Origin of the sequence: Streptomyces sp. NPDC058246, from assembly GCF_042881985.1 — a bacterium.
GTDB lineage: Bacteria > Actinomycetota > Actinomycetes > Streptomycetales > Streptomycetaceae > Streptomyces.
On the sequence record NZ_JBHVWZ010000029.1, the window covers coordinates 87,183 to 111,018 of the forward strand.

At 71.5% G+C, this 23,836-nt stretch carries 18 protein-coding genes; all 18 read left to right on the forward strand.

Going from position 1 to position 23,836, the window contains the following annotated elements:
• Positions 1–64 precede the first annotated feature (64 nt).
• The gene (locus tag ACFVXA_RS31915) at positions 65–1,381 is read left to right on the forward strand and encodes a nucleotide sugar dehydrogenase (protein ID WP_362015091.1); all 1,317 of its coding nucleotides are present in this window, start codon (positions 65–67) and stop codon (positions 1,379–1,381) included.
• Entirely contained in the window at positions 1,371–2,651 is a 1,281-nt protein-coding gene (locus ACFVXA_RS31920; protein WP_362015093.1) for a glycosyltransferase family 4 protein, read from the forward strand. Before ACFVXA_RS31915 ends, ACFVXA_RS31920 begins: the two co-directional genes overlap by 11 nt.
• Positions 2,648–4,015, forward strand: a complete 1,368-nt coding sequence (locus ACFVXA_RS31925; RefSeq protein ID WP_362015096.1) for a Wzz/FepE/Etk N-terminal domain-containing protein — start codon at positions 2,648–2,650, stop codon at positions 4,013–4,015. The genes ACFVXA_RS31920 and ACFVXA_RS31925 overlap by 4 nt, the downstream gene beginning before the upstream one ends.
• The gene (locus ACFVXA_RS31930) at positions 4,012–5,526 is read left to right on the forward strand and encodes a Wzz/FepE/Etk N-terminal domain-containing protein (protein WP_390027981.1); all 1,515 of its coding nucleotides are present in this window, start codon (positions 4,012–4,014) and stop codon (positions 5,524–5,526) included. Before ACFVXA_RS31925 ends, ACFVXA_RS31930 begins: the two co-directional genes overlap by 4 nt.
• Positions 5,527–5,529: 3 nt before the next feature.
• Positions 5,530–7,458 carry an asparagine synthase (glutamine-hydrolyzing) gene (gene asnB, locus ACFVXA_RS31935; RefSeq protein WP_362015102.1) on the forward strand — a complete coding sequence of 643 codons (1,929 nt, stop codon included), beginning with the start codon at positions 5,530–5,532 and terminating at the stop codon, positions 7,456–7,458.
• 25 nt (positions 7,459–7,483) lie between these two features.
• Positions 7,484–9,691, forward strand: coding sequence for a bi-domain-containing oxidoreductase (locus ACFVXA_RS31940; RefSeq protein WP_390027984.1), 2,208 nt, complete (start codon positions 7,484–7,486; stop codon positions 9,689–9,691).
• Positions 9,688–11,646, forward strand: coding sequence for an alginate lyase family protein (locus ACFVXA_RS31945; protein ID WP_390027986.1), 1,959 nt, complete (start codon positions 9,688–9,690; stop codon positions 11,644–11,646). Before ACFVXA_RS31940 ends, ACFVXA_RS31945 begins: the two co-directional genes overlap by 4 nt.
• A gap of 8 nt (positions 11,647–11,654) precedes the next feature.
• Positions 11,655–13,181, forward strand: a complete 1,527-nt coding sequence (locus ACFVXA_RS31950) for a right-handed parallel beta-helix repeat-containing protein (RefSeq protein ID WP_383907653.1) — start codon at positions 11,655–11,657, stop codon at positions 13,179–13,181.
• Between the two features lies 1 nt (position 13,182).
• Positions 13,183–14,499 carry an O-antigen ligase domain-containing protein gene (locus ACFVXA_RS31955; protein ID WP_390028000.1) on the forward strand — a complete coding sequence of 439 codons (1,317 nt, stop codon included), beginning with the start codon at positions 13,183–13,185 and terminating at the stop codon, positions 14,497–14,499.
• Between the two features lie 2 nt (positions 14,500–14,501).
• Entirely contained in the window at positions 14,502–15,740 is a 1,239-nt protein-coding gene (locus ACFVXA_RS31960) for a glycosyltransferase (protein WP_390027988.1), read from the forward strand.
• Positions 15,737–16,972 (forward strand): class I SAM-dependent methyltransferase, encoded by a 1,236-nt coding sequence (locus ACFVXA_RS31965; protein ID WP_390027991.1) that lies wholly within the window; start codon positions 15,737–15,739, stop codon positions 16,970–16,972. The genes ACFVXA_RS31960 and ACFVXA_RS31965 overlap by 4 nt, the downstream gene beginning before the upstream one ends.
• Positions 16,973–16,985: 13 nt before the next feature.
• Complete coding sequence (locus ACFVXA_RS31970) at positions 16,986–17,807, forward strand: glucose-1-phosphate cytidylyltransferase (RefSeq protein ID WP_362015119.1); 822 nt, start codon at positions 16,986–16,988, stop codon at positions 17,805–17,807.
• Positions 17,804–18,451 (forward strand): PIG-L deacetylase family protein, encoded by a 648-nt coding sequence (locus ACFVXA_RS31975; protein WP_384020822.1) that lies wholly within the window; start codon positions 17,804–17,806, stop codon positions 18,449–18,451. The genes ACFVXA_RS31970 and ACFVXA_RS31975 overlap by 4 nt, the downstream gene beginning before the upstream one ends.
• Positions 18,452–18,454: 3 nt before the next feature.
• The gene (locus tag ACFVXA_RS31980; protein WP_389747247.1) at positions 18,455–19,480 is read left to right on the forward strand and encodes an NAD-dependent epimerase/dehydratase family protein; all 1,026 of its coding nucleotides are present in this window, start codon (positions 18,455–18,457) and stop codon (positions 19,478–19,480) included.
• Positions 19,468–20,790: a DUF4910 domain-containing protein gene (locus ACFVXA_RS31985; RefSeq protein WP_383907662.1), complete on the forward strand. Its 1,323-nt coding sequence runs from the start codon at positions 19,468–19,470 to the stop codon at positions 20,788–20,790. Before ACFVXA_RS31980 ends, ACFVXA_RS31985 begins: the two co-directional genes overlap by 13 nt.
• 5 nt (positions 20,791–20,795) lie before the next feature.
• Positions 20,796–22,085 (forward strand): hypothetical protein, encoded by a 1,290-nt coding sequence (locus ACFVXA_RS31990; RefSeq protein ID WP_384020813.1) that lies wholly within the window; start codon positions 20,796–20,798, stop codon positions 22,083–22,085.
• Complete coding sequence (locus ACFVXA_RS31995; RefSeq protein WP_384020810.1) at positions 22,082–23,029, forward strand: glycosyltransferase family 2 protein; 948 nt, start codon at positions 22,082–22,084, stop codon at positions 23,027–23,029. The genes ACFVXA_RS31990 and ACFVXA_RS31995 overlap by 4 nt, the downstream gene beginning before the upstream one ends.
• Positions 23,026–23,836, forward strand: an 811-nt coding sequence (locus tag ACFVXA_RS32000) for a polysaccharide pyruvyl transferase family protein (RefSeq protein ID WP_390027994.1), incomplete at its 3' end; no start/stop codon positions are given. The genes ACFVXA_RS31995 and ACFVXA_RS32000, both read left to right, overlap by 4 nt.

A 23,836-nucleotide genomic window follows, 5' to 3' on the forward strand; every position in this document is an offset into this window, starting at 1 on the left:
GGCGTTGTCCGGTCGGCGCACGGACCGCAGGCCAAAAGGGCCTGCCTGGGGGGAGGAACGGGTCATGAGAGTCAGCGTCCTGGGGCTCGGCTACGTGGGCTGCGTGTCGGCCGCGTGCCTGGCGAGCCTTGGTCACGAAGTCATCGGGGTCGACGTGAACCAGGCGAAGGTCGACCTGGTCAACGAGGGCAAGGCCCCCGTGGTCGAGGAGCGGATCGGCGAGCTCATCGCCGAGGTCGTGCGGACCGGAGCGTTGCGCGCCACCGGCGACGTCCGCGAGGCGATCATGGACAGTGAGGTGTCGCTGGTCTGCGTGGGCACACCGTCGGAGCCCAACGGCAGCCTGTGCACCACGTACTTGGAGCGGGTCACCGAACAGATCGGCGCCGCGCTGGCCGAACGGGGCGGCCGGCACACCGTCGTGTTCCGCAGCACCATGCTCCCGGGCACCTGCATGAACCTGCTGATACCGATCCTGGAGAAGTACGTCGGCGGCACGGCCGGGGCGGACTTCGGGGTCGCGGTCAACCCGGAGTTCCTGCGCGAGGGCACGAGCGTGCGGGACTTCTTCGACCCGCCCAAGACCGTCATCGGTGAGCTCGACCCGGCGAGCGGCGACGTGGTGGCGGCGTTGTACGACGGCTTGCCCGGCGAGGTGTTCCGGGTGCCGGTCCCGACGGCCGAGGCGATCAAATACGCGGACAACGCGTTCCACGGCCTCAAGATCGGCTTCGCGAACGAGCTGGGCGCGGTGTGCCAGGCGCTCGGGGTGGACTCGCACCAGGTGATGGACGTGTTCCTGGCCGACCGCAAGCTGAACATCAGTCCCGCCTATCTGCGGCCCGGCTTCGCCTTCGGTGGCTCCTGCCTTCCCAAGGACCTGCGCAGCCTGATCCACGCCGCGCAGCGGGCCGACGTCTCGGTGCCCATCCTCGCCCATGTGCTGCCCTCCAACTCCGACCATCTGCAGCGCGCGGTGGACCTGGTCGAGCGCACCGGCAAGCGCCGGGTGGGCCTGTTCGGGCTGTCCTTCAAACCCGGCACCGACGACCTCCGCGAGAGCCCGCTCGTCGAGCTGGCGGAGCGGCTCTTCGGCAAGGGTTACGACCTGCGGATCTACGACGCCAACGTGAGCCTCTCCCGGCTGATCGGCGCGAACCGCGAGTACATCGAGACCCGGCTGCCGCACCTCGGGCAGCTGCTTGCGGACTCCGTCGGCGAGGTGCTCGAGCACGCCGAGGTGTGCCTGGTCGGGACCAGGGACCCGGCCGTCGTGTCAGCGCTGCCCCATGGCGAAGGACCGGTGCTGATCGACCTCATCCGCCTTCCCGACGCCGAAGCGCGCCGGGCCGAACCGGGGTACGTGGGCCTTGCTTGGTGACAGGTCGTTTCAAGACACAGCCGGCGGCGACCGGCCGGACCGGCGCGCGCTGATCCTGGTGGAGAACCTGTCGGTGCCGTTCGACCGGCGGGTGTGGCAGGAGTGCACGACGCTGCGCGACGCGGGCTGGACGGTGCACGTCATCTGTCCCCGGGGGAGCAAGCGGGACACGGAGCCGGAGGCGGAGATCGACGGGGTGCGGATCCACCGCTACCCGCTGCGCGCGGCCACCGGAGGGCCGGCCGGCTACCTGCGGGAGTACGGATCGGCGTTGTGGCATACGGTCCGGCTGGCCCGCAAGGTCGGCCCGGTCGACGTGGTGCACGCCTGCAATCCGCCGGACCTGCTGTTCCTGCCGGCGCTGTGGCTGAAGCGGCGCGGGGCACGGTTCGTCTTCGACCAGCACGACCTGGTACCCGAGCTGTATCTCTCCCGGTTCGACCGCGGCGAGGATCTGCTCTATCGCGCCGTGTGCGCGCTGGAACGGCTGACCTACCGGGCCGCGGACGTCGTGCTCGCCACGAACGAGAGCTACCGGGACGTCGCGCTGCGCCGTGGCGGTCGGCGGGCATCGGACGTTTTCGTGGTGCGCAGCGCGCCCCAGACCGACCGGTTCCAACCGGTGCCTCCGGAGCCGGAGTTGAAGCGCGGCAAGCCTCATCTGCTGTGTTACCTCGGCGTCATGGGCCCGCAGGACGGCGTCGACTACGCCTTGCGCGCCCTCGCGAAGCTGCGCGACGAGTTCGGGCGGACCGACTGGCATGCGGTGTTCGTCGGCTCCGGCGACGCCTTCGACGCGATGGTGGAGCTGTCCCGGCGGCTCGGACTCTCCGAGCAGGTGCAGTTCACCGGGCGCATTCCGGACGCCGACCTGGTGCGCTACCTGTCCACCGCGGACGTGTGCCTTTCCCCCGACCCGCGCAATCCGCTCAACGACGTGTCGACCATGAACAAGGTCCTGGAGTACATGGCGATGGGCCGGCCCATCGTCTCGTTCGACCTCCGGGAGGCGCGCGTCTCCGCCGGTGACGCCGCCCTCTACGCGCCCGCCAACGACGAGGCCGAATTCGCCAAACTCATCGCGTTGCTCCTTGACGATCCGCAGAAGCGGGCCCAGATGGGCAAGGTCGGCCAGGAGCGGATCAGCGGACAGCTCTCCTGGCGGAACTCGCAAGCGTCGCTGCTCGCCGCCTACGCCGCTGCGTGCCGTGACCACACCCCGGTGTCGGCGACCGACCCGGTCCGCACAGGGAAGAGGCAGCGTCGTTGAGCGATGACACGATCCGCCTGGTCACGATCGGGCGGATTCTCCGTCGGCGGTGGCGGCTACTCGCCGTCCTCGCCGTGGTGGGCGCGATGGTCGGCTACGGCGCCTCGGTGGTGTTCCCGCCGCGGTACACGACGTCGGCATCGGTACTGCTGCCGGGGCAGTGGGAAGAGCGCGAGCTGCTCACTCAGGTGGATATCGCGACCAGTTCGACGGTGGTCGACCGCGCGGCCGCCGCTCTCCACTGGAGTGGAGTCAGCGGCACCGAGCTGCGGGATCGAGTGACCGCCAAGGCCGCCGACGGGAACATCATCAAGATCTCGGGTACGGCCGACACCCCGGAGCGCGCGCAGCAGCTCTCCGACCGGATGGCCCAGCAATTCGTCACATTCGCCGAGCGGATCGCGGGCGGCAGCGCCGACTCCGACGCGGCTACCGGCACTGAGGCGCTGCGGCAGAAGGTGGCGGAGACCAACCGCCGCATCACCGACCTGGCCAATGCGGCCGATCCGGGGCAGACCGTGGAGAGCGTGCAGGCCCGCACCGACCTCGAGAAGCTGCGCACCTCGCTGGAGGAGGCCATGACGAAGCTGGACGAGGCCGACCCGGCGACCAACAAGGCCGGCATGGTCGTCATGGGGCCGGCGGCCCGGCCGACCGGCGAGGCGCCGCCGACGAGGACGCAGCTCATCATCGCCGGGGCGGTGCTGTTCTTCCTGCTCGCGGTCATCGGCCATCTCGTCGCCGCACGGGTGAATCGCCGACTGCGCACCGAAGCGGAGATCGCCGCGGCGCTGGGCTCGTCGCTGCTCGGCACCGTCGACGTGCCGGGTGAACGGCGCGCGCACCGGCCAGAAGGCCGTGGCCCGCGGGCCCGGATCCGCCGACTCCTCGGCCTCGACACCCGGTGGGACATACCGACCCCGCAGACGTCCGGCGACGAGGCCGGCACGCGGATCCGCTACCGGCGGGTGTGCGCTCGCCTCCGGGACCAGCTGCCGGCCCCCCGGCGGCTGCTGGTCGTCGTACCGGACGGCGACGAGACCGCCCGCCGGGCCGCCGGGCAGCTCGTCGCCGAGGCCAAGAGCGATCCGCTGCTGCGGGTGGTGGAGGTTTCGGTGGACCGGCCGACAGTGCCGGACCGCGACACGGAGTCCGGTGCCCTGGTCGTGCTCAGCGCGGGCAGCTGGACCGCTGAGGAGCTCTCCGGCATCGCCGAGGCGTGTGCGGACGGCAGGCATGAGGTTGTCGGCATCGTCGTCGCCGGCATGGTCCGGGCCCGTCCGACGCGATCCGCCGTCCATCCTCCGGACGACGACACTGTGGCGTTCGCGGTTCGCGGTCACGCGACGGGAGGTTCAGTGTGACGACGCGCACGACTTCGGAGTCGTCGGCGGCCACTCCGCTCTTTGACCTGCAGGCGCTGGTGGTGGCGGTGCGCAGGCGCCGCCGCCTCTGGTGCTCCCTGGCGCTCGTGGGGCTGCTGGTCGGCGCGGCGCTGGCGGTCCTGCGGCCGCAGCCGCCGGCCGCGGTGACCAAGGTGCTGGTCGCGCATGAGGAGGACCAGCCGAACGACACCGGAACGCTGATCCGCACCGACGTGGAGCTGCTGCGGACCACGCGGATCGCCGCCAAGGCCCTGCAGTCCCTCAAGTCCCCGGAAAAACCCGAGGACTTCATGCGGGACTACCGGGGGACCGGCTTGACCAACAACCTGCTCCAGATCGATGTGACGGGTGGCAGCGACGCGGAAGCGGTGGCCCGGGCCAAGGCGCTGGCCGATGCGTTCGTAGCGGACCACGTGAGTCGGATGCAGGAAGCCGCGAAGGCCGAGTCCAAGGCCCTGGCCGACCAGCGCGACCGCATGCGGGACGAACTCGCCCAGGTCAACAAGGCGATCGGGGGCAGATCGCCGGAGAGCGACCCGAAGGCGTCGGCGACCATCGAGTCGCTCTTCGCCCGCCGGGCCGAACTCGACTCACGGATCGCCGATTTCGACCAACGCGCCGAGGAGGCGCGCACCGGCACGCCCAAGGTCATCGCCGGCACGCAGATCGTGGACGCCCCGCGCGCGGTGCGGCACTCCCTGCCCAAGGCCGCTGCCACCAACGCCGCGATCGGGCTCGTCCTCGGGCTCTTCCTCGGGCTGGCGGTGGCCGCGGTCGGCACGGTGGTGGCGGACCGTCCCGTGCTGCGCCGGGACATCGCGGCGAACCTGGGCGCCTCGGTCATCGCGGAGCTGCCCCGCCGGTCGGGCAGGCTGTGGCAGCGCCGCCGGACCCGGGTGGCACGCGAACGGCTCACCGCGACCCTGGCCCGCACCGTGCGCGGCTCCGCGGAACCGGTGTCGCTGCTGGAACTGGGCTGTGCGCGCAGCGCGAGCGTGATCGCCCTGGACCTCGCCAAGGCACTGGCGGCGGAGGGGCCGGTGGTCATCATCGACGGTCTGCCCGGCCCCCAGCTCGCGGGCCGCCGCCCCAAGCCAGGAGACCCGACCGTGGTCAGCGGCGAGCGTGCCACGGCCGTGTCGCATGAGGAGCGCCGACTCGGTGTCGGCTCGGTGGCGCCCGGCACGGCGTGGACCGGCCTCCAGGACCTCGGTACCCAGACCGTGCTCGTCGTGCGTGTCGGGCACGGCAGCGCCGCATGGCTGCACACCGTGTCGCGGCAACTCGCGGACCTGCTCATTCCGGTGATCGGTGTGGTGCTGATCGACCCCGATCCGCGGGACCGGACCGACGGCACCCTGTGGGACGGGCTGCACACCGCGCTGCGCGGCCACAACGAGCGGCTGGCCCGGCAGAACGTGACGGGCCGGCCGCGGACGGAGCGGCCGTCATGGACACGAGTCCCGGACATCGACCAGGAGGCGCGGTAAGACATGTGTGGCATCGCAGGTACGTACCGATGGCCGGATGGGAAGGTCGTGACCGACCGGCTCACCGAGACGCTCGCCCACCGCGGTCCGGACGGGGCGGGCCGGTACAGCCACCTCGTCGGTGACGGCGAAGTGCACCTCGGGCACCGCCGGCTGGCCATCATCGACCTGTCCGAGACCGGCGCTCAGCCGATGGTCTCGGGCGGCCTCGCCCTTACGTACAACGGCGAGCTGTACAACGCGCCCGAGCTGCGGGCCGAGTTGGCAGCCGCCGGGGTGCGCTTCCGCGGTACCTCCGACACCGAGGTGCTGCTCGAGGCCTGGCGGCGCTGGGGCACGGACTGCCTGCCCCGGCTGCGCGGCATGTTCGCGTTCGGGATCTTCGACGAGCGAACCGGTGAGCTGGTGCTCGCCCGCGACCAGCTCGGCATCAAGCCGCTGTTCCTGCTCCGGCGCGGTGAGGGTCTGGTGTTCGCCTCCGAGCTCAAGGCGCTCGCCGCCGCCACCGGTGGGTCGCTCGAGGTGGACCATGCGGCGCTGGTTGCCTCACTGCTGTACTACTGGGTGCCGGACTCGCGCTGCGCGTTCCGCGAAGCGGAGAAGCTGCCGCCGGGGAGCTGGCTCCGGTGCCGTCCCGACGGCCGGGTGGAGCGTGGCCAGTACTGGAACCTGAGGGACGTCGCCGCCGAGGGCCGGGAGCGCGCCCGGGCCGGCGAACAGCCGGACCTGGCCGCCATCGTCGAGGAGTCGACCCGGCGGCACATGCTCTCCGACGTACCCGTGGCGACCTTCCTCTCCGGCGGTCTCGACTCCAGTTACCTGACCGCGCTCGCGGCGCGCCGGCAACCCGGGATCTCCGCTTACACGATCGGGTTCCGCGCCGAGGACGCCAAGTTCGAGGCGATGCCGGACGACCTGCACTATGCCCGGCGGGTGGCCGAGCGGTTCGGCGTCGACCTGCACGAGATCGAGATCGCTCCGAATGTGCTCGACCTGCTGCCGCAGATGACGTACCACCTGGACGAGCCGATCGGCGACCCCGCCGCGATCAACACGTTTCTGATCTGCTCGGCCGCCCGGGAGGCCGGGGTCAAGGTGATGCTCTCGGGGATGGGTGCCGACGAGCTGTTCGCCGGTTACCGCAAGCACCTGGCCAACCTGCTCGCGCTGCGCTACCAGCGCGTCCCGCGGCCCCTGCGGCACGGCCTGTCCAGGGCCGTGGACAGGCTGCCGGTCGCCACGGCCCGCCGGGGGTACCGGTCGGTGCGCTTCGCGAAGCGGTTCCTCTCCTTCGCCGACCTGCCGGAGGAGACCGCGTTCCGGCGCAGCTACACCATGTACGACCAGGACGAGCTGCTCGCCCTGGTCGATCCGGACTTGGCCGGGACGGTCGAGGACGTGCTGACCGAGCACGCGGACATCTACCAGGACAACGACCTCGACGACTTCGTCAACCGCATGTGCCTGGGCGACACCCGGATGTTCCTGCCGGGCCTGAACCTCGCCTACACGGACCGGTCGAGCATGGCCGCCTCGACCGAGGTGCGGGTGCCGTACGTGGACGTCGAGGTGGTCAAGGCGGCGTTCGCCGTGCCCGGCGATCGCAAGATCGTCGGACGGCAGGGCAAGGTCGTCCTCAAGGAGGCGGCCACCTCGATCCTGCCCCGGGAGATCGTCTACCGGCCCAAGGGCCTGTTCAGCGCCCCGCTGCGCGCCTGGATGAGCCGGGATCTGGCACCGCTGGTGCGCGAGGTGGTCAACGACGGCGTGCTCGTCAACTCCGGGCTCCTGCGCCGCGACGCCCTGGCGCGCATGGTCGCCGAGGACGCCGCCGGGCAGCGGGACTTCTCCAAGCATCTGTGGCATGTGCTGACGCTCGAGTACTGGTATCGCGACGCGACCTCTGGCTCCGGCCAGAGCAAAGCGGCGTGACGGCGTAGAAACAAGAGGAGCTCGGGTGAAACAGGTTGTTCAGAACTACAAGAGCGGCGAGCTGGCGGTGCTCGACGTGCCGGTGCCGGGGTGCAAACCGGGCGGCGTGCTGGTCCGCACCGCCTACTCGCTGATATCCACCGGGACCGAGCTCATGAAGGTGTCCGAGGCCGGCATGTCGATGCTGGGCAAGGCCCGTTCCCGGCCGGACCAGGTGGCCAAGGTCATGCAGAGCGTGGCCACCAACGGGGTGCCCGCCACCTACCGCAAGGTGATGGGCAAGCTGGACTCCTACACGCCGCTGGGCTACTCGCTGAGCGGGGTGGTCGAGCAGGTCGGCACCGGGATCGACGACGTGAAGGTCGGCGACCTCGTGGCCTGCGCCGGCAACGAGCACGCGCTGCACGCCGAGCTGAACTGGGTGCCGAAGAACCTTTACACCCCGGTGCCGGACGGCCTCGCGCCGCGCCACGCGGCCTTCGGCACCGTCGGGTCGATCGCGATGCAGGGCGTGCGCCAAGGCGAGCCGCAACTCGGCGAGGTGGCCCTTGTCATCGGCCTCGGGCTGATCGGGCAGCTGGTGGCGCAGCTCCTCACCGCCTCGGGGGTCCGCGTGGTCGGGGTCGACCCCGACCCGGTGCGCTGCGAGCTCGCCGAGCGCCTGGGCGCCGCGGCCTGCGGCGATCCCGCGTCCGCGGCCGTGGAAGTCGCCGTCGCCGAACTCACCGACGGTCACGGCGTGGACCAGGTGTACCTGGCCGCCGGCGGCGGCAGCAACCAGCCCGTCGAGCTGGCCGCCCGGCTCTGCCGGGACCGCGGCCGGGTCGTCGACATCGGCAAGTGCCGCCTGGACCTGCCGTGGAACGCGTACTACGAGAAGGAGCTCGACGTCCGGTTCTCGCGCTCGTACGGCCCCGGGCGCTACGACCCGGAGTACGAGCTGGAGGGGCGGGACTACCCGATCGGCTATGTGCGCTGGACCGAGCGCCGCAACCTGGCATGCTTCCTCGATCTCCTCGCCCGCGGCAGCGTCGACGTGGAGCCCCTGGTCTCCCACGTCGCCGACTTCGCTGACGCCGTCGCGACGTATCAGCGCCTGAAAGACGGCGACCTGAAGGCCGTGGCCGTGCTGTTCCGGTACCCCGAGCAGAAAGAGGAAGCGGGGGAAGCGGAGGCCCCGGCGGTGACCGTGCCCGCGGTGAACAGACGCAGCGGCGGAGCGTCCACCCCGGCCCGGTCCGCCAAGACGCCGGTGCGCCTCGCGTTCGTCGGCGCGGGCAACTACGCGACGTCGATGCTGCTGCCGCACCTGGCACAGCGCGACGGCGTCGAGTTGTCCACGGTCGTCACCACGACCGCGCTGTCCGCGGCCAACGCGCAGCGGAAGTTCGGCTTCGCCGAGGCGACCACCGATCTCGACGCCGTGCTCGGCGACACGTCCATCGACGCGGTGTTCGTCGTCACCCGGCACAGCTCGCACGCCGAACTGACCCGGAAGGCGCTCCTGGCCGGCAAGACGGTGTTCGTGGAGAAGCCCCTGGCCCTCACCGAGGACGAGCTTGCCGGCGTACTCGCGGCGGTGCAGGAGTCCGGCAACGACCGGCTGCAGGTGGGCTTCAACCGCCGGTTCGCGCCGCTGCTCCAGGAAGCCAGGATGCGGTTCGGCGCCCGGACCGGTCCGGCGAGCCTGCGCTACCTGGTCAACGCGGGCCGGCTGCAGCACGGCAGCTGGTACCTCCAACAGGGCACCGAGGGCTCGCGGTTCGCCGGCGAGGGCGGACACTTCATCGACACGGCGAGCTGGCTGCTCGAGGCCGACCCGGTATCGGTGTACGCCGTCGCCGCGTCCGGCAACGAGGACCTGCAGGTCGTGCTGCGCTACCCGGACGGGTCCACCGCCACCATCAGCTACGTCACCACCGGCGCGGCAGGCTTCCCCAAGGAGACGCTGGACCTCATCGCGGACGGCAAGGTGCTGCGGCTCGACGACTTCGTTCGTGCCTCGGTGTTTGCAGAAGGGGGGGTCGGCCGCAAGAAGTGGGTCAGTTCGCGGCTGCCCAAGGCCCGGGACAAGGGCCAGTCCGCAGAGCTGGCCGCGTTCATCAAGGCCGTGCGGACCGGAACGCCGATGCCGGTGCCGCTGGAGTCGCTGGTCGCCACGACGTCGGCCACCCTCGCCGTGCAGGCCGGCCTGGCCGGCGGCGCGCCGGTGACACTGGCGAGGGCACGATGACCATGAGCGCGGGCTGGTACCTGCGACGGCTGTCCCGGATGGGACCGCGGGAGGTAGGCGGGCGGGTGGGCGACGCCGTGCGCAGACGGCGGTGGCGGTCGGCGCGGCCGCACTGCCCGAGCGTGACCGGCGCCCGGTTCACCGCGGTACTGCCCGTCGGGACGATCGCCGCAATACCTCCGGACGCCGCGAAACGTCTCATCGCCGAGGCGGACCGGCTGATGTACGGGCACGCCGAGTTCTTCGGGGTGGTCCGCGACGATCTGGACGACCCGGACTGGTGGTGCGACCCGAAGACCGGGCGCCGGGCCCCGTGGGGCTACGCCTTCGACGTGCCGTACCGGAACGAGGACGCGGTCGGGGACATCAAGCAGATCTGGGAGCTGTCCCGGCATCAGTACCTCACCGTGCTCGCCGCCGCCTACGCGATCACCGGGGAGGAGCGGTACGCCGAGCGAGTGGCCGAGCACCTGCGGTCGTGGTGGGCGGCCAACCCACCGCTGCGCGGCGTGCACTGGATCAGCGGCATCGAACTGGGCATCCGGCTGCTGTCCTGGGTGTGGATCCGCCGGCTGCTCGACGGCTGGCCGGGCGCGGCCGGCCTGTTCGAGGACAACCCGGTGGCGCTGAACCAGATCTGGCACCACCAGCGCTGGCTGGCCGCCTTCCCCAGCCGGGGTTCCTCGGCGAACAACCACGTCATCGCCGAGGCCGCCGGGCAGTTCGCCGCGGCCTGTGCGTTCGGGTGGTTTCCTTCTTCGGCGCGCTGGCGAGCCGGCGCGCTGCGGTCGCTGGAGCGGCAGCTGCGCGGCAACACCTTCGACTCCGGCCTCAACCGCGAGCTGGCCACCGAATATCACGGACTTGTGCTGGAGCTCGGCCTGGCCGCGGTGGCCGAGGCGGACGCCGCAGGCGTGCCGGTCCCCGCGTCGATCCGGCTGGTACTGCTGCGGATGACCGACGCGCTCGCGGCCATCGTGGACAGCCGGTTGCGGCCGCCGCGCCAGGGGGACGCGGACGACGGGCACGGTCTGATCGTGGACGGCGCGGGCACCGACCGCTGGGCCTCGCTGCTGGCCACCGGGGACGCCGTGTTCGGCAGGCTCGCCTGGTGGCCGGCGGTGACCGGAACCGATGTGCGCACCCCGCTGCTGGCCGCGCTCATCCGGCCGTACTCGAAGAACGGAACCGCACCGGCCGTGACCCGCCCGGCAAGTCGGCCGGCCCATTTCGCCGACGCGGGCATGACCATCCTGCGCGGTCCGGCGGGGATCTGGTGTCGCTGCGACGGTGGTCCGCACGGCTTCCTGTCCATCGCCGCGCATGCCCACGCGGACGCGCTGTCCGTGGAGGTCCGGCACGAGGGGGTCGACGTGCTCGCCGACCCGGGGACGTACTGCTACCACGGGCAACCCGAGTGGCGGCAGTACTTCCGGTCGACCCTCGGCCACAACACCCTGCAACTGGACGGCAGCGACCAGTCCGTCTCCGGCGGCCCGTTCCTGTGGACCCGGCAGGCCCGCAGCCGCGTCCTGGCCGCGGACACATCCGACGAGGGTGTGGCCCGCTGGTGTGCCGAGCACGACGGCTACCAGCGCTCCGTGCACCGCCGCAGGGTGGAGCTGACGGCCGCGAGCCAGGAGCTGAGGGTGGTCGACGAGGTGCGCGGCCCCCGTCGGGCCGTGCACCTGGCGTTCCACCTCGGCCCGGCGATCGCCGCGGACCTGGCGGGCAACCGCGCCCTGCTCACCTGGACCCGTGACGGCGAGGACCGCTCCGCGGTGCTCGACCTGCCCGGGCAGCTGCGCTGGCAGGCGCATCGCGGCGAGAGCGACCCGCCGTTGGGCTGGTACTCCGCCGGATTCGGGCGCAAGGAACCTGCCACCACGCTGGTCGGCACCGGCTTCGCCGACGGCGCGCAGGGGTTCACCACCGTGCTCAGGTTCCGCGGCTAGGGGGGCGCGTGGGGATCAAGAGGCGGAAGTTGGCGGCGGCACCGCTGGCGCTGGCCCTGCTGGCGGCGACCGGCTGTGAGAGCACGCCGGACGCCGGGGCGGAGGCGAAGGCCGCGCCGACCACGTCGGCGACCCGATCCGTGGCCCGGGTGTGCGCCAAGCCCGCGGCCGGTCCGGCGAAGGCGCCGTCGGGCGCGGTGACCGTCGACCCCGCAGTGGTCGGTGACCTGGCGGCGAAGACCAAGAGCAGCCCCCCGAACACCACCTTCTGGCTTCGACCGGGCACGCACAGGCTCGAACCGGACCGCTACGCCCAGGTCATCCCCAAGGAGGGGGACCGCTACCTCGGTGCGCCGGGCGCGGTTCTCGACGGCCGGAAGAAGAACCAGTACGCGTTCGGCGGCACCGCCCGCGACGTCACCATCCGCTACCTGACCGTGCAGCGTTTCGTGGCGCCGCCGGACGAGGGCGTGGTCAACCATGACTCGGCCGACGGGTGGGTGATCGAGCACGCGACGATTCAGGACAACTCCGGCGCCGGGCTGATGGCCGGTGCCCGCCAGCAGGTCCGCGCCAGCTGTCTGCGCGACAACGGCCAGTACGGCATGAACGCCTACAAGGCGAACGGCCGCATCGCCGGCCTGGTGGTCGAGGACAACGAGATCGTGGGCAACAACACCGGCGACTGGGAGCGGCGGCGGAAGGGCTGCGGCTGCACCGGAGGCATCAAGTTCTGGGCCGTCAACGGCGCCGACGTGCGCGGCAACTGGGTGCACGACAACCGCGGAACCGGGTTGTGGGCGGACACCAACAACAACGACTTCCGCATCGAGAACAATGTGCTCGAGGCCAACGACGGTGCCGCACTGATCTACGAGACCAGCTACAACGCGGTCATCCGGAACAACACGATCCGGCGGAACAACTGGGTCGAGGGCCGCAGGGAAGCCGACCGCGGCGACGACTTCCCGTACGCGACCGTCTACCTGTCCGAGTCCGGCGGCGAACCACGGGTCCGAGCCCGCACCAACAAGATCGAGATCTACCGGAACGTGCTGGAGAACAACTGGTCCGGGATCACCCTGTGGGAAAACGCCGACCGGTTCTGCAACAGCCCGGCCAACACCTCGTCCGGTGACTGCACCTTGCTGGTGCGGGACACCGACCGTTGCGCGAAGCCGGCGATCGCCGCCGCACCGCTCTACGCCGACTGCCGGTGGAAGACCCAGCGGGTGGACATCCACGACAACCGCTTCGTGCTGGACAAGTCCGTCGTCAAGTGCACAGTGAAGTGCGACCGCATGGCGGTCCTTGCCAACTACGGCACCTATCCGGACTGGTCGCCGTACCAGGGCGAACGGGTGGCTGACGCGATCACCCGCAAGCAGCACAACCGCTGGCACGACAACGTCTACCTCGGACCGTGGAAATTCGTCGCCCACGACCCGAGCCGGGTGCTCGACTTCGAACAGTGGCAGGTCACGCCCTACCAGCAGGACGCGGGCAGCACCCTCGACCCACAGGCCGGTGGTTGAGATGGGCGAGGGCCTGCGGCGCGGTGGGCTGCCGGGCGGACCGGACACGGCGGGCACGCAGCCCGGCGCCGAACCGCGCCCTGTCGGCACACCGAAGATCGTCGGGATCGTCTGGGGGTTGCTGGTCCTCAACACGCTCGGCTCAGCCGGGGCGAAGACCATCATCCCGCTGCCCCGCTCCCTCATCCAGATGGTCACCATGGGCGCGCTGGTCGCCGCGTTCGCCCTGGCGCTCGCAATCAATCTCCGGCTGCGCATCCGAGCCAGCGCCTTCGTGTTCCTGCTCACCCTGCTGCTGGTGCCGAGCATGATCTCCAGCGTGAACCTGGAGGCCGGGTTCGGCGCGCTGTTCCGCTGCGCCCGGCTCACCCTCTTCATCGGCACGTTGTGGCTGCTCAGCCGCTGGTGGGACGGCAGCCCGACGTTCGTCCGGCATCACATCCGGATGTACTTCGCGGTGCTCGGCTCGGTGGCCGTCGGCCTGGTCGTCTCACCGGGCGCGGCCCTGCCCGATCTCTACGGCGGGCGGCTCGTCGGCGCGTTGTGGCCGCTCACCCCGCCGCAGATCGGACAGTACGCCGCGGTGATCATAGGGCTCACCGTGCTGCTCGTCCTGGGGCGCCGGACCGACAGGGTCAGCGCGGCGGTGGTCATCGTCCCGTCACTCGTCCTGCTCGCGCTGACCCATACCCGGACGGCCACGCTCGGCCTGCTCATCGGGCTGGTGCTGGCGATCGGCTCACTCATCCTGACCAGCGCCGCCGCCCGCCGGTTCTTCACCTGGACGGTGCTGTGCGCCACGGTGGCCGCGGTGGGGTTCAGCTCCGCGCTGCAGGCGTGGTTCCTGCGCGGACAGAGCCAGGAGAACTTCTCCAACCTCACCGGTCGGGCCAAGGTCTGGGACGCCCTGCTGGCAGCGCCCCGGTCGACCTCGGAGCAGCTGTTCGGCATGGGCTTGGGCGACAAGTCGTTCGGCGGGCTGCCGATCGACAACAGCTGGCTGGCCGTCTACCAGGAGCAGGGGCTCACCGGCGTCGCCCTGGTGGCGGCGATCATCATCGTCCTTGCCGGCGTCGCGTTGCTGCGGCCACCGTCACTGCAGAGGGCCTGCGCGATCTTCCTGATCAGCTACTGCGCGATCGCGTCGTACACCGAGGCCGGCCTGGGCGACGCCTCGCCGTATCTGCTGCATCTGGCCGTGGCCGCCTCACTGTTGGCGGCACCGGCACCGGCACCAGCCGCGGCCACTCCGCTCCCGACGCCCGCAGTCCCTCGACGACACATCCCACGCTGGGCCCGGAGATCGGAGGTGACCTGACCATGCACGTCCTCGTGGTGCACAACCACTACGCCTCGGCGCAGCCGAGCGGGGAGAACAAGGTCGTCGACCAGGAGGTGGAGCTGCTGCGCGCGGCCGGCCACCGGGTCGAGGTGTTCGAGCGGCGCAGCGACACCATCGCCGCCCGGTCCCTCCTCGCCAAAGCCGCGGTGCCGCTCCTTGTGCCGTGGAACCCGGCGGTCCGCGTGGAACTCGCCGCCCGGCTGCGCACCGAGCGGCCGGACGTGGTCCACGTCCACAACGTCTTCCCGCTCCTGTCGCCCGCGGTCCTCGCCGCCTGCGCCGACGCCGGCGTGCCCGCCGTCGCCACACTGCACAACTACACCCAGGTCTGCCCTCCCGGCACCCTGCAGCGGAACGGCCGACCGTGCACCGAGTGCGTCGGGACGGCGCCGCTGCCCGCCGTCCGCCACGGCTGCTACCGCAACTCCCGCCTGGCGACGGTGCCGCTCGCGGTCAGCCTGTCGGTCAACCGGCGGCGCTGGTGGTCCGGCGTGGAGCGGTTCTTCTGTATCTCCGCGGCGCAGCGCGACGTCCTGGTGCGGGCCGGCATGCCAGCCGAACGGCTGGCGGTGAAGCACAACTTCGTGCCCGACCCGGGCGCCCGCCGAGAAGGCGCGGGCGAGCATCTGCTCTATCTCGGCCGGCTCGCGGAGGCCAAGGGCCTGCGGCTGCTCATGGCCGCGTGGGACGAACTCGCCGCCGACGGCGGGGTGGGCGTCCCGCTCGTGATCGCCGGTACGGGGCCGCTGGAGCCGGAGGTGACCGCCTGGGCGGCGGGCCGGGACGACGTGCGGTACGTCGGCCTGTACGACTCGGCCCAGTGCCGGGAGGCCCTCGCGCGGTCGGTCGCCGTGGTGGCTCCCTCGACGTGGCTGGAGGCGTTCGGCCTGGTGGTCGTGGAGGCGATGGCGGCGGCGGTCCCGGCGGTCGCCGCCGGTCATGGCGCCTTCGTCGAACTCGTCGAGGACGGGGTGACCGGGCTGCTGCACCGGCCGGGCGAGCCGGCCTCGCTCGCGTCCTGCATACGCCGGATCGCGGCCGACCCGGCCCGCAACCAGCAGATGGGCCAGGCGGCCCGACGCCGTTACGAGCAGGGGTTCAGCCCGGCCGTCGGCCTCGAGCGCCTGGTGGAGGGGTACCGCACCGCGATCGCGGGTCGGTCAGCACTGGCTCGCGGTGGGGACACCCGCGCGGGCAGGGATGGGGGAAGTAGATGACACGATGCCGACTCTGCGGCTCGGCGACGCTGGCGAGCGTCGTCGACCTGGGGGCGACCCCACCGTGCGAGAGCTTTCTCGCCGCGGACCAACTGGACATGCCGGAGCCGGCGTACCCGCTGCACCTGCGGGTCTGCACCGACTGCTGGCTCGCGCAGATCCCTCCGCTGATCACGCCGGAGGAGACGTTCAAGGAGTACGCGTACTTCTCCTCGTACTCGACCTCCTGGGTGGAGCACGCGCGCACGTTCGTCGCGGATGCCGTACAGCGGGTGGGTCTCGGGCCCGACGCCTTCGTGGTCGAGGTCGCGAGCAATGACGGGTACCTGCTGCGGCATGTGGTGGACCGGGGGATCCGCTGTCTCGGCATCGAGCCGTCGGTGAACGTCGGCGCCGCGGCGCGGGACGCGGGTGTGCCCACGCTCACGGAGTTCCTGGACCCGGCCACCGGCGCCGCCGTCCGCGAAGAGCACGGCCCGGCGGACCTGGTCGTGGCCAACAACGTGTACGCGCACATCCCCGACGTGGGCGGGTTCACCCAGGGGCTGCGCGCCCTGGTCGCCGACGACGGCTGGGTCTCCATCGAGGTGCAGCACCTGCTGACGCTGATCGAGGAGAACCAGTACGACACGATCTACCACGAGCACTTCCAGTACTACACGGTCGCGTCCGCGGCCCGAGCCCTTGCGAGCGGCGGACTCACGCTCGTGGACGTCGAGCTGCTGCCCACGCACGGCGGCTCCATCCGGCTGTGGGCCCGGCCGGCCGAGGTGGCAGGGGAGCCCTCGCAGCGGGTGGCCGACGTGCTGGCCCGGGAGAAGGCCGCCGGGCTGCAGGAGCTGTCCGGGTACACCGAGTTCTCCGCCCGGGTGGCCAAGGTGCGCCGGGACCTCCTGCGGTTCCTCATCGAGGCGGCCGAGCGCGGCGAGACGGTCGTCGGCTACGGCGCCCCGGGCAAGGGCAACACCCTGCTCAACCACTGTGGCATCCGGCCCGACCTGCTCCCGTACACGGTCGACCGCAACCCCTACAAGCACGGCAGGTTCACCCCGGGCACCCGCATCCCGATCCTGCCGCCCGAGCGGATAGCCGCCGACAGACCGGACTACGTCCTCGTCCTCCCGTGGAACCTGCGGGACGAGCTGGTCGAGCAGCTGTCCTTCGTGCACGAGTGGGGCGGCCGGCTGGTCTTTCCCGTCCCGGAACTGAGCATTGTCGAGGTCGCGTCTTGAAAGAGGTCACAGCATGAAGGTCGTCCTGTTCTGCGGCGGTTACGGGATGCGCATGCGCAACGGAACCTCCGACGACGTGCCCAAGCCGATGGCGATGGTCGGGCCGCGACCGCTGATCTGGCACGTCATGCGCTACTACGCGCACTTCGGGCACACGGAGTTCATCCTGTGCCTCGGGTACGGGGCCCACCACATCAAGGACTTCTTCCTCAACTACGAGGAGACGACGTCCAACGACTTCGTGCTGCGGGGCGGGCGGACCGAGCTGCTGTCCACCGACATCGCCGACTGGACGATCACGTTCGCGCAGACCGGCATCGAGTCACCGATCGGGGAGCGGCTGCGCCGGGTGCGGCACCATCTGGACGGCGACGAGATGTTCCTCGCCAACTACGCCGACGTGCTCACCGACGCCCCGCTGCCGGAGATGATCGACCGCTTCGCCCGGCGCGACGCCGGAGCGTCGATGATGGTGGTGCCGCCGCAGTCCTCGTTCCACTGCGTGGACCTGGGCGAGGACGGCCTCGTGGGGGGCATCACCGCGGTGAGCGACATGCCGCTGTGGGAGAACGGCGGCTACTTCGTGCTCCGCCAGGAGGTCTTCGACCACATACCGGAGAACGGGGACCTGGTCGCCGACGGATGTGCCCAACTGGCCAAGCGCGGTCGGCTGGTGGCGCACCAGCACCGCGGCTTCTGGAAGCCGACCGACACCGTGAAGGAGCGGGCAGCGCTCGACGACGCCTACGCCCGGGGCGACCGCCCGTGGGCCGTGTGGGAACGGGACGGGGCGAGCGCGACCGGCAGCAGGGACGACGCCGGAGCGAGGGCGTGATCCGGCTCGGCGCCGGGCGCCTGGACCGGATCGTCGCGGTGGGCGCGCACTGCGACGACATCGCCATCGGCGCCGGCGGCACGCTGCTGACGCTGTGCCTCGCGCGGCCGGGTATCCGCGTCGACGCGCTGGTGCTCTCCGGCGGGGGCAGCGCGCGCGAGCAGGAGGAGCAGGCCGCGCTCGCCGCCTTCTGCCCGGGCGCCGATCTGCGGCTGACCGTGCTCAAGCTGCCGGACGGCAGGATGCCCGCGCACTGGGACGAGGCCAAGGCCGCGGTCGAGGAGCTGCGGCTGCAGACCGAGCCGGATCTGGTCCTCGCCCCGCGTACCGATGACGCGCACCAGGATCACCGCGGCCTGGCGCAGCTGCTGCCCACCGCATTCCGCGACCACCTCGTGCTCGGCTACGAGATCGTCAAGTGGGACGGCGATCTCGGCCGTCCGGCGGTGTACCAGCCGCTGTCGCCGGAGATCGCCGAACAGAAGGTCCGGCTGCTGCAGGAGCACTACCCCTCGCAGCGGCACCGGCCCTGGTACGACCGGGAAGCCTTCCTCGGCCTTGCGCGCATCCGCGGCATCGAATGCCACGCGCGCTACGCCGAGGCGTTCGCCGTCACCAAACTCACTCTCAACCTGGGGGAATGAACCTTGCGCGTACTGCTGACCGGACACCAGGGCTATCTGGGCACCGTGATGGCCCCGGTCCTCGCGGCCGCCGGGCACGAGGTCGTCGGTCTCGACGCCGGCCTGTTCGCCGACTGCGTCCTCGGCCCGCCGCCCGCGGACCCGTCGGGGCATCGCGTCGACCTGCGCGACGTCACGCCCGAGCACGTGGCCGGGGTGGACGCCGTGATCCACCTGGCCGCGCTGTCCAACGACCCGCTGGGATCGCTGGCGCCGGAGCTCACCTACGACATCAACCACCACGCGTCCGTACGGCTTGCCCGGCTGGCCCGCGACGCCGGAGTGCGGCGCTTCCTGTACGCGTCGACCTGCTCCGTCTACGGCGCCGCCGGCGGCGCCGACCTGGTGACCGAGGACGCCCCGCTGCGCCCGGTCACGCCGTACGCGGAGTCCAAGGTGCGAGTGGAGGACGACCTGCACGCGCTGGCCGACGGCGACTTCACCCCGGTGTTCATGCGCAACGCCACCGCCTTCGGCTACTCGCCCCGGCTGCGCGCCGACATCGTGCTGAACAACCTGGTGGGCCACGCACTCCTGTCCGGCGAGGTGTTGGTGCTGTCCGACGGCACCCCCTGGCGCCCGCTGGTGCACGCCGCCGACATCGCACGCGCCTTCGCGGCCGCACTGACCGCGCCGCGGGAAGCGGTGCACGACCGGGCGTTCAACATCGGCAGCGAGGTCAACAACGTCACGGTCGCCGAGATCGCCGAACAGGTCGCCGAGGCGGTGTCCGGCGCGAAGGTGGTGATCACGGGGGAGACCGGTGCCGATCCGCGGTCGTACCGGGTTAACTTCTCCCGGTTCCGCACCGCGATCCCCGGCTTCGACTGCGAGTGGACGGTGAAGCAGGGCGCGCTCGAACTCGCCGACGCCTACCGGAAGTTCGACCTGACTCGGGAGGCCTTCGAGCAGCGCTTCACCCGGCTTGCCGTGCTGCGCGCGGCGTCCGACGCCGGCGCCGTCGACGACACCCTGCGGTGGCGCCGATGACCACAGTCGGCGAGGAGATGCACGCGCTGGTGGAGCGGCTGTACCCGCTGTGCCGGAGCATCACCGGCGACGGTGTGCGGGCCACCCTGGAGATCGTCGGCGAGTACGTCCCGCTGCAGGTGCACGAGGTGCCGACCGGGACTCAGGTGCTCGACTGGACGGTGCCGCAGGAGTGGAACATTCGCGACGCGTACATCGCCGACACCGCCGGCAACCGCGTCGTCGACTTCGCCGCGTCCAGCCTGCACGTGCTCGGCTACAGCGTCCCGGTGTCGCAGACCATGCCGCTGGCCGAGCTGCGCGGACACCTGCACACCCTGCCGGACCACCCGACCTGGGTGCCGTACCGCACCAGCTACTACACGCCGGAGTGGGGGTTCTGCCTGGCCCAGGAGACCTTGGACGCGCTGCCGGACGGCGAGTACGAGGTACGCATCGACTCCACACTCAGCGACGGCCACCTCACCTACGCCGAGCACGTGGTCCCCGGGCAGGTCTCCGACGAGGTGATCGTCTCCTGCCACGTCTGCCACCCGTCGCTGGCCAACGACAACCTGGCGGGCATCGCGGTGGCGACGTTCCTGGCCCGGGCACTGGCACAGGAAACGCCGTACTACACCTACCGATTCATCTACGCGCCCGGCACCATCGGGGCGATCACCTGGCTGGCCCGCAACGCGGAGCGGATCAATGGGGTATCCCCTGCTCGAGCGGAGCCGAGAGCTGGGGGAAGGGTCAAGCACGGTCTGGTGCTGGCCTGCGCGGGCGACTCGGGCCAACTGACGTACAAGCAGAGCAGGCGCGGCGACGCGGAGATCGACCGGGTGATGCGGCATCTGCTGGCCGCCTCCGAACGCCCGCACAGCGTGGTCGAGTTCACTCCGTACGGCTACGACGAACGGCAGTACTGCTCGCCCGGGTTCGATCTCGGCGTGGGCTCGCTCAGCCGGACCCCGTACGCCGGGTACCCCGAGTACCACACCTCGGCGGACAACCCGGACTTCGTCTCCCCGGAGGCGATGGCGGACACGCTCGCCGTCTGCCGCGAGGCGTTCACCGTCCTTGACCGCAACCGGCGGTACGTCAACCTCAGCCCTTACGGCGAACCACAGCTGGGCCGACGTGGGTTGTACGACTCGCTCGGCGGCCGTAGCGACGCGAAGCAGGCTCAGATGGCCATGCTCTGGGTGCTCAGCATCTCCGACGGAGAGCACAGTCTGCTGGACGTCGCCGAACGGTCCGGGCTGCCGTTCGACACCGTCGCCGCCGCGGCCGACGCCCTGCACGACGCCGGGCTGATCAAGGCATGACACCGATGACCACCGAGGGGGAGAAGACGACGACACCGACCGGATCCGCCAAGCGGGCCCTTGTCGGTCGGCTGTCCTGGGGACTGGCCGACCAGGCGGCTTCCAGCGTGAGCAACTTCGCGGTGGGCATCTACGTGGCCCGCTCGCTGGGGGTGACCGCGTTCGGCGTGTTCAGCCTCGCCTGGGTGACGTACGGCGTGGTGCTCAACGTCTCCCGCGGGCTGGCCACCGACCCGCTCGTGGTGCGCTTCAGCGGCGTTCCGGACGCGTCCTGGCGCGGGGCGGTGGTCCGGTCGACGGGTACCGCACTCGGTGTCGGTGCCGCCCTCGGCGCGGTGTGTCTGGTCGCCGGGCTCGGCCTCGGCGGCCGCTTGGGGCCCGCGTTCGCCGCCCTCGGCATCATGTTGCCGGGGCTGCTGCTCCAGGACGCCTGGCGCTTCTCGTTCTTCGCAGCCGGCAGCGGGCAAAAGGCGTTCGTCAACGACGTCGTGTGGGGTGTCGCGCTCGTCCCGGCCATGGTGGTGGCGGCCCGTGTGGGCAGCGTGGCCGCCTTCGTGCTCGCCTGGGGCGCGTCCGCCACGGTGGCGGCGGGGTACGGCTACATCCAGTCCGGCATCCGGCCCCGGATGACCGAGGCGCGCGGGTGGCTTCGCGAGCAGCGCGATCTCGGCTATCGGTACCTGGTCGAGAACGTCAGCCTCAGTGGCGCGAGCCAGTTGCGGGCGTACGGGCTCGGCGTGATCGTCGGGGTCAGTGCGGTGGGTGCGGTGCGGGGCGCCGAGCTCCTGCTCGGCCCGTTCCTCGCCGTGCTGATGGGGCTCTCGCTGGTCACCGTTCCAGAGGCGGCACGGGTGCTGCGGCAGGCACCGCACCGGATCGGCAGGTTCTGCCTCCTCCTTGGCGGGGGGCAGGCCGCCGGCGCGCTGCTCTGGGGCACGGCGCTGCTGCTGATGCCCGGGCGACTCGGTGAGCTGGTGCTCGGTGACGTCTGGCACTCCGCCTCTGAGCTCATCGTGCCGATCACTCTCGGCGTCGCCGGCGCGGGCCTCGGCACCGGCGCGGCGGCCGGGCTGCGCGCGCTCGGCGCGGCCCGGCGCAGCCTGCGCTCCCAACTGTTCGCCTCCGCCTGCTATGTCAGCGGCGGGCTCGGCGGGGCGGCCGCCGCCGGCACGGTCGGCTCGGCCTGGGGCGTCGCCGCCGCGACCGTCAGCGGCTCGGCCGTGTGGTGGTTGCAACTGCGGTCCGCCCTCCGCGAGCGGCACCGCAATCCCATCCCCGAAGTGAGGACCTCATGACCGCCCAACCCAGGTTGAGCATCGGCCTGCCCGTGTACAACGGCGAGGAGTACCTTGCCGAGTCGCTCGACGCCCTGCTCGGGCAGACCTACGAGGAGTTCGAGCTGGTCATCTCCGACAACGCCTCGACCGACGGGACGCAGGACATCTGCCGCAAGTACGCGGCCCAGGACTCCCGCATCCGCTACCTCCGGCTGCCCCGCAACATCGGCGCCACGCCGAACCACAACCATGTGCTCGCCGAGGCCCGCGGCGAGCTGTTCAAGTGGGCCTCGCACGACGACCTGTACGGCCGTGACCTGCTGCGGGCTTGCGTGGAGGCGCTCGACGAGCGGCCGGACGTGATCCTCGCGCACACCGGCCAGGCGGTCATCGACGGCGCCGGCCAGGTGAAGGTCCCCTACGAGTACGGGCTCGCCACCGACTCCCGGCACGCACCGGAGCGCTTCCGCAGTCTGTTGTTCGAGCCGGGTGGCGACGACTTCTACGGAGTGATGCGGACCGACGTGCTGCGCCGGGTGAAAGCGATGGACAGCTACCACCACGCGGACCGCACGTACGTCGCCGAGATCACCCTGCACGGACCCTTCCACCAGGTGCCGGAGCTGCTGTACTTCCGCCGCGACCACCCCACCCGCGCCGAGCGGGCGAACCCGTCCAAGCGCTCCCGGTGCGTCAACCTGGACCCGCGCCGGGCCGGCTTGCTGCACCCGACGCCCCGGCTGCTCGCCGAGTACGTGTGGGGCTTCACCTCGGCGATCCGGCGGGCGCCGTTGTCCCCGGCCGACCGGCGCGCGTGCTACCGCCACCTGGCCGCATGGATGACCAGCCGGGTCCGGCCGGGCGCCGGCGAGCGGGTCGAGGACCGCGCCCCGGTCGACCCGGGCGGGCTCACTGTCTCCGTCGACGCCCTCGTCGCCGGCCGTGAGGGGAGGCGGGCGTGACGTCTGCGAACGAAACTGCGGTGCGGGTCGGGGTGTTCGGCCTGCTCGGCTCCGGCAACCTCGGCAACGACGGATCGCTCGAGGCCGTGCTCGGTTACCTGCGCGCCGAGCACCCGGAGACGGTCGTGGACGCGCTGTGCGGCGGCCCCGAGGTCGTCGCGGCCCGGTACGGCATCCCCGCGACGCGGCTGCACTGGTACCGCGGGGAGTACCGGACCGCGTCGCGTGCGGGCGCGATCGCGGGGAAGGGCCTGGGCAAACTCGTCGACGTCTTCCGCACCGCCGCCTGGGTGCGCCGGCACGACGTGGTGATCGTGCCGGGCATGGGCGTCCTGGAGGCCACGCTGCCGCTGCGGCCGTGGGGCTTCCCGTACTCGCTGTTCCTGCTCTGCGCGAGTGGCCGGCTGCTGGGCACCCGGGTGGCGCTGGTCGGCGTCGGCGCCGCGGCGATCGGCAACCGGCCGACCCGGGTCCTGGTGCGCTGGTCGGCGCGGCTGGCCGCCTACCGGTCGTACCGGGACACGCAGTCCCGCGACGCGATGCGGGCGATGGGCGTGGACACCGCGCGCGACGAGGTCCACCCGGACCTCGCGTTCGCCCTGCCGACGCCTCCGCACAGCGCGATACCGGGCCCGCCGGGCCCGGTCTGCGTCGGCGTCATGGACTTCCACGGCGGAAACGACGACCGCGCCCGGGCCGACGAGATACACCGGCGCTACCTCGACGGGACGATCCGGTTCGTCCGCGCGCTGGTCGAGGAAGGCAGGGCTGTCCGGCTGCTCACCGGTGACGAGTGCGATGCCTCGG

What these genes read in the sequence shown, in the direction of transcription:
- ACFVXA_RS31990 (WP_384020813.1), top strand. Translation starts at nt 20,796, where the DNA reads ATGACCACCGAGGGGGAGAAGACGACGACACCGACCGGATCCGCCAAG.
- ACFVXA_RS31915 (WP_362015091.1), top strand. Translation starts at nt 65, where the DNA reads ATGAGAGTCAGCGTCCTGGGGCTCGGCTACGTGGGCTGCGTGTCGGCC.
- ACFVXA_RS31955 (WP_390028000.1), top strand. Translation starts at nt 13,183, where the DNA reads ATGGGCGAGGGCCTGCGGCGCGGTGGGCTGCCGGGCGGACCGGACACG.
- ACFVXA_RS31970 (WP_362015119.1), top strand. Translation starts at nt 16,986, where the DNA reads ATGAAGGTCGTCCTGTTCTGCGGCGGTTACGGGATGCGCATGCGCAAC.
- asnB (WP_362015102.1), top strand. Translation starts at nt 5,530, where the DNA reads ATGTGTGGCATCGCAGGTACGTACCGATGGCCGGATGGGAAGGTCGTG.
- ACFVXA_RS31960 (WP_390027988.1), top strand. Translation starts at nt 14,502, where the DNA reads ATGCACGTCCTCGTGGTGCACAACCACTACGCCTCGGCGCAGCCGAGC.
- ACFVXA_RS31995 (WP_384020810.1), top strand. Translation starts at nt 22,082, where the DNA reads ATGACCGCCCAACCCAGGTTGAGCATCGGCCTGCCCGTGTACAACGGC.
- ACFVXA_RS31945 (WP_390027986.1), top strand. Translation starts at nt 9,688, where the DNA reads ATGACCATGAGCGCGGGCTGGTACCTGCGACGGCTGTCCCGGATGGGA.
- ACFVXA_RS31965 (WP_390027991.1), top strand. Translation starts at nt 15,737, where the DNA reads ATGACACGATGCCGACTCTGCGGCTCGGCGACGCTGGCGAGCGTCGTC.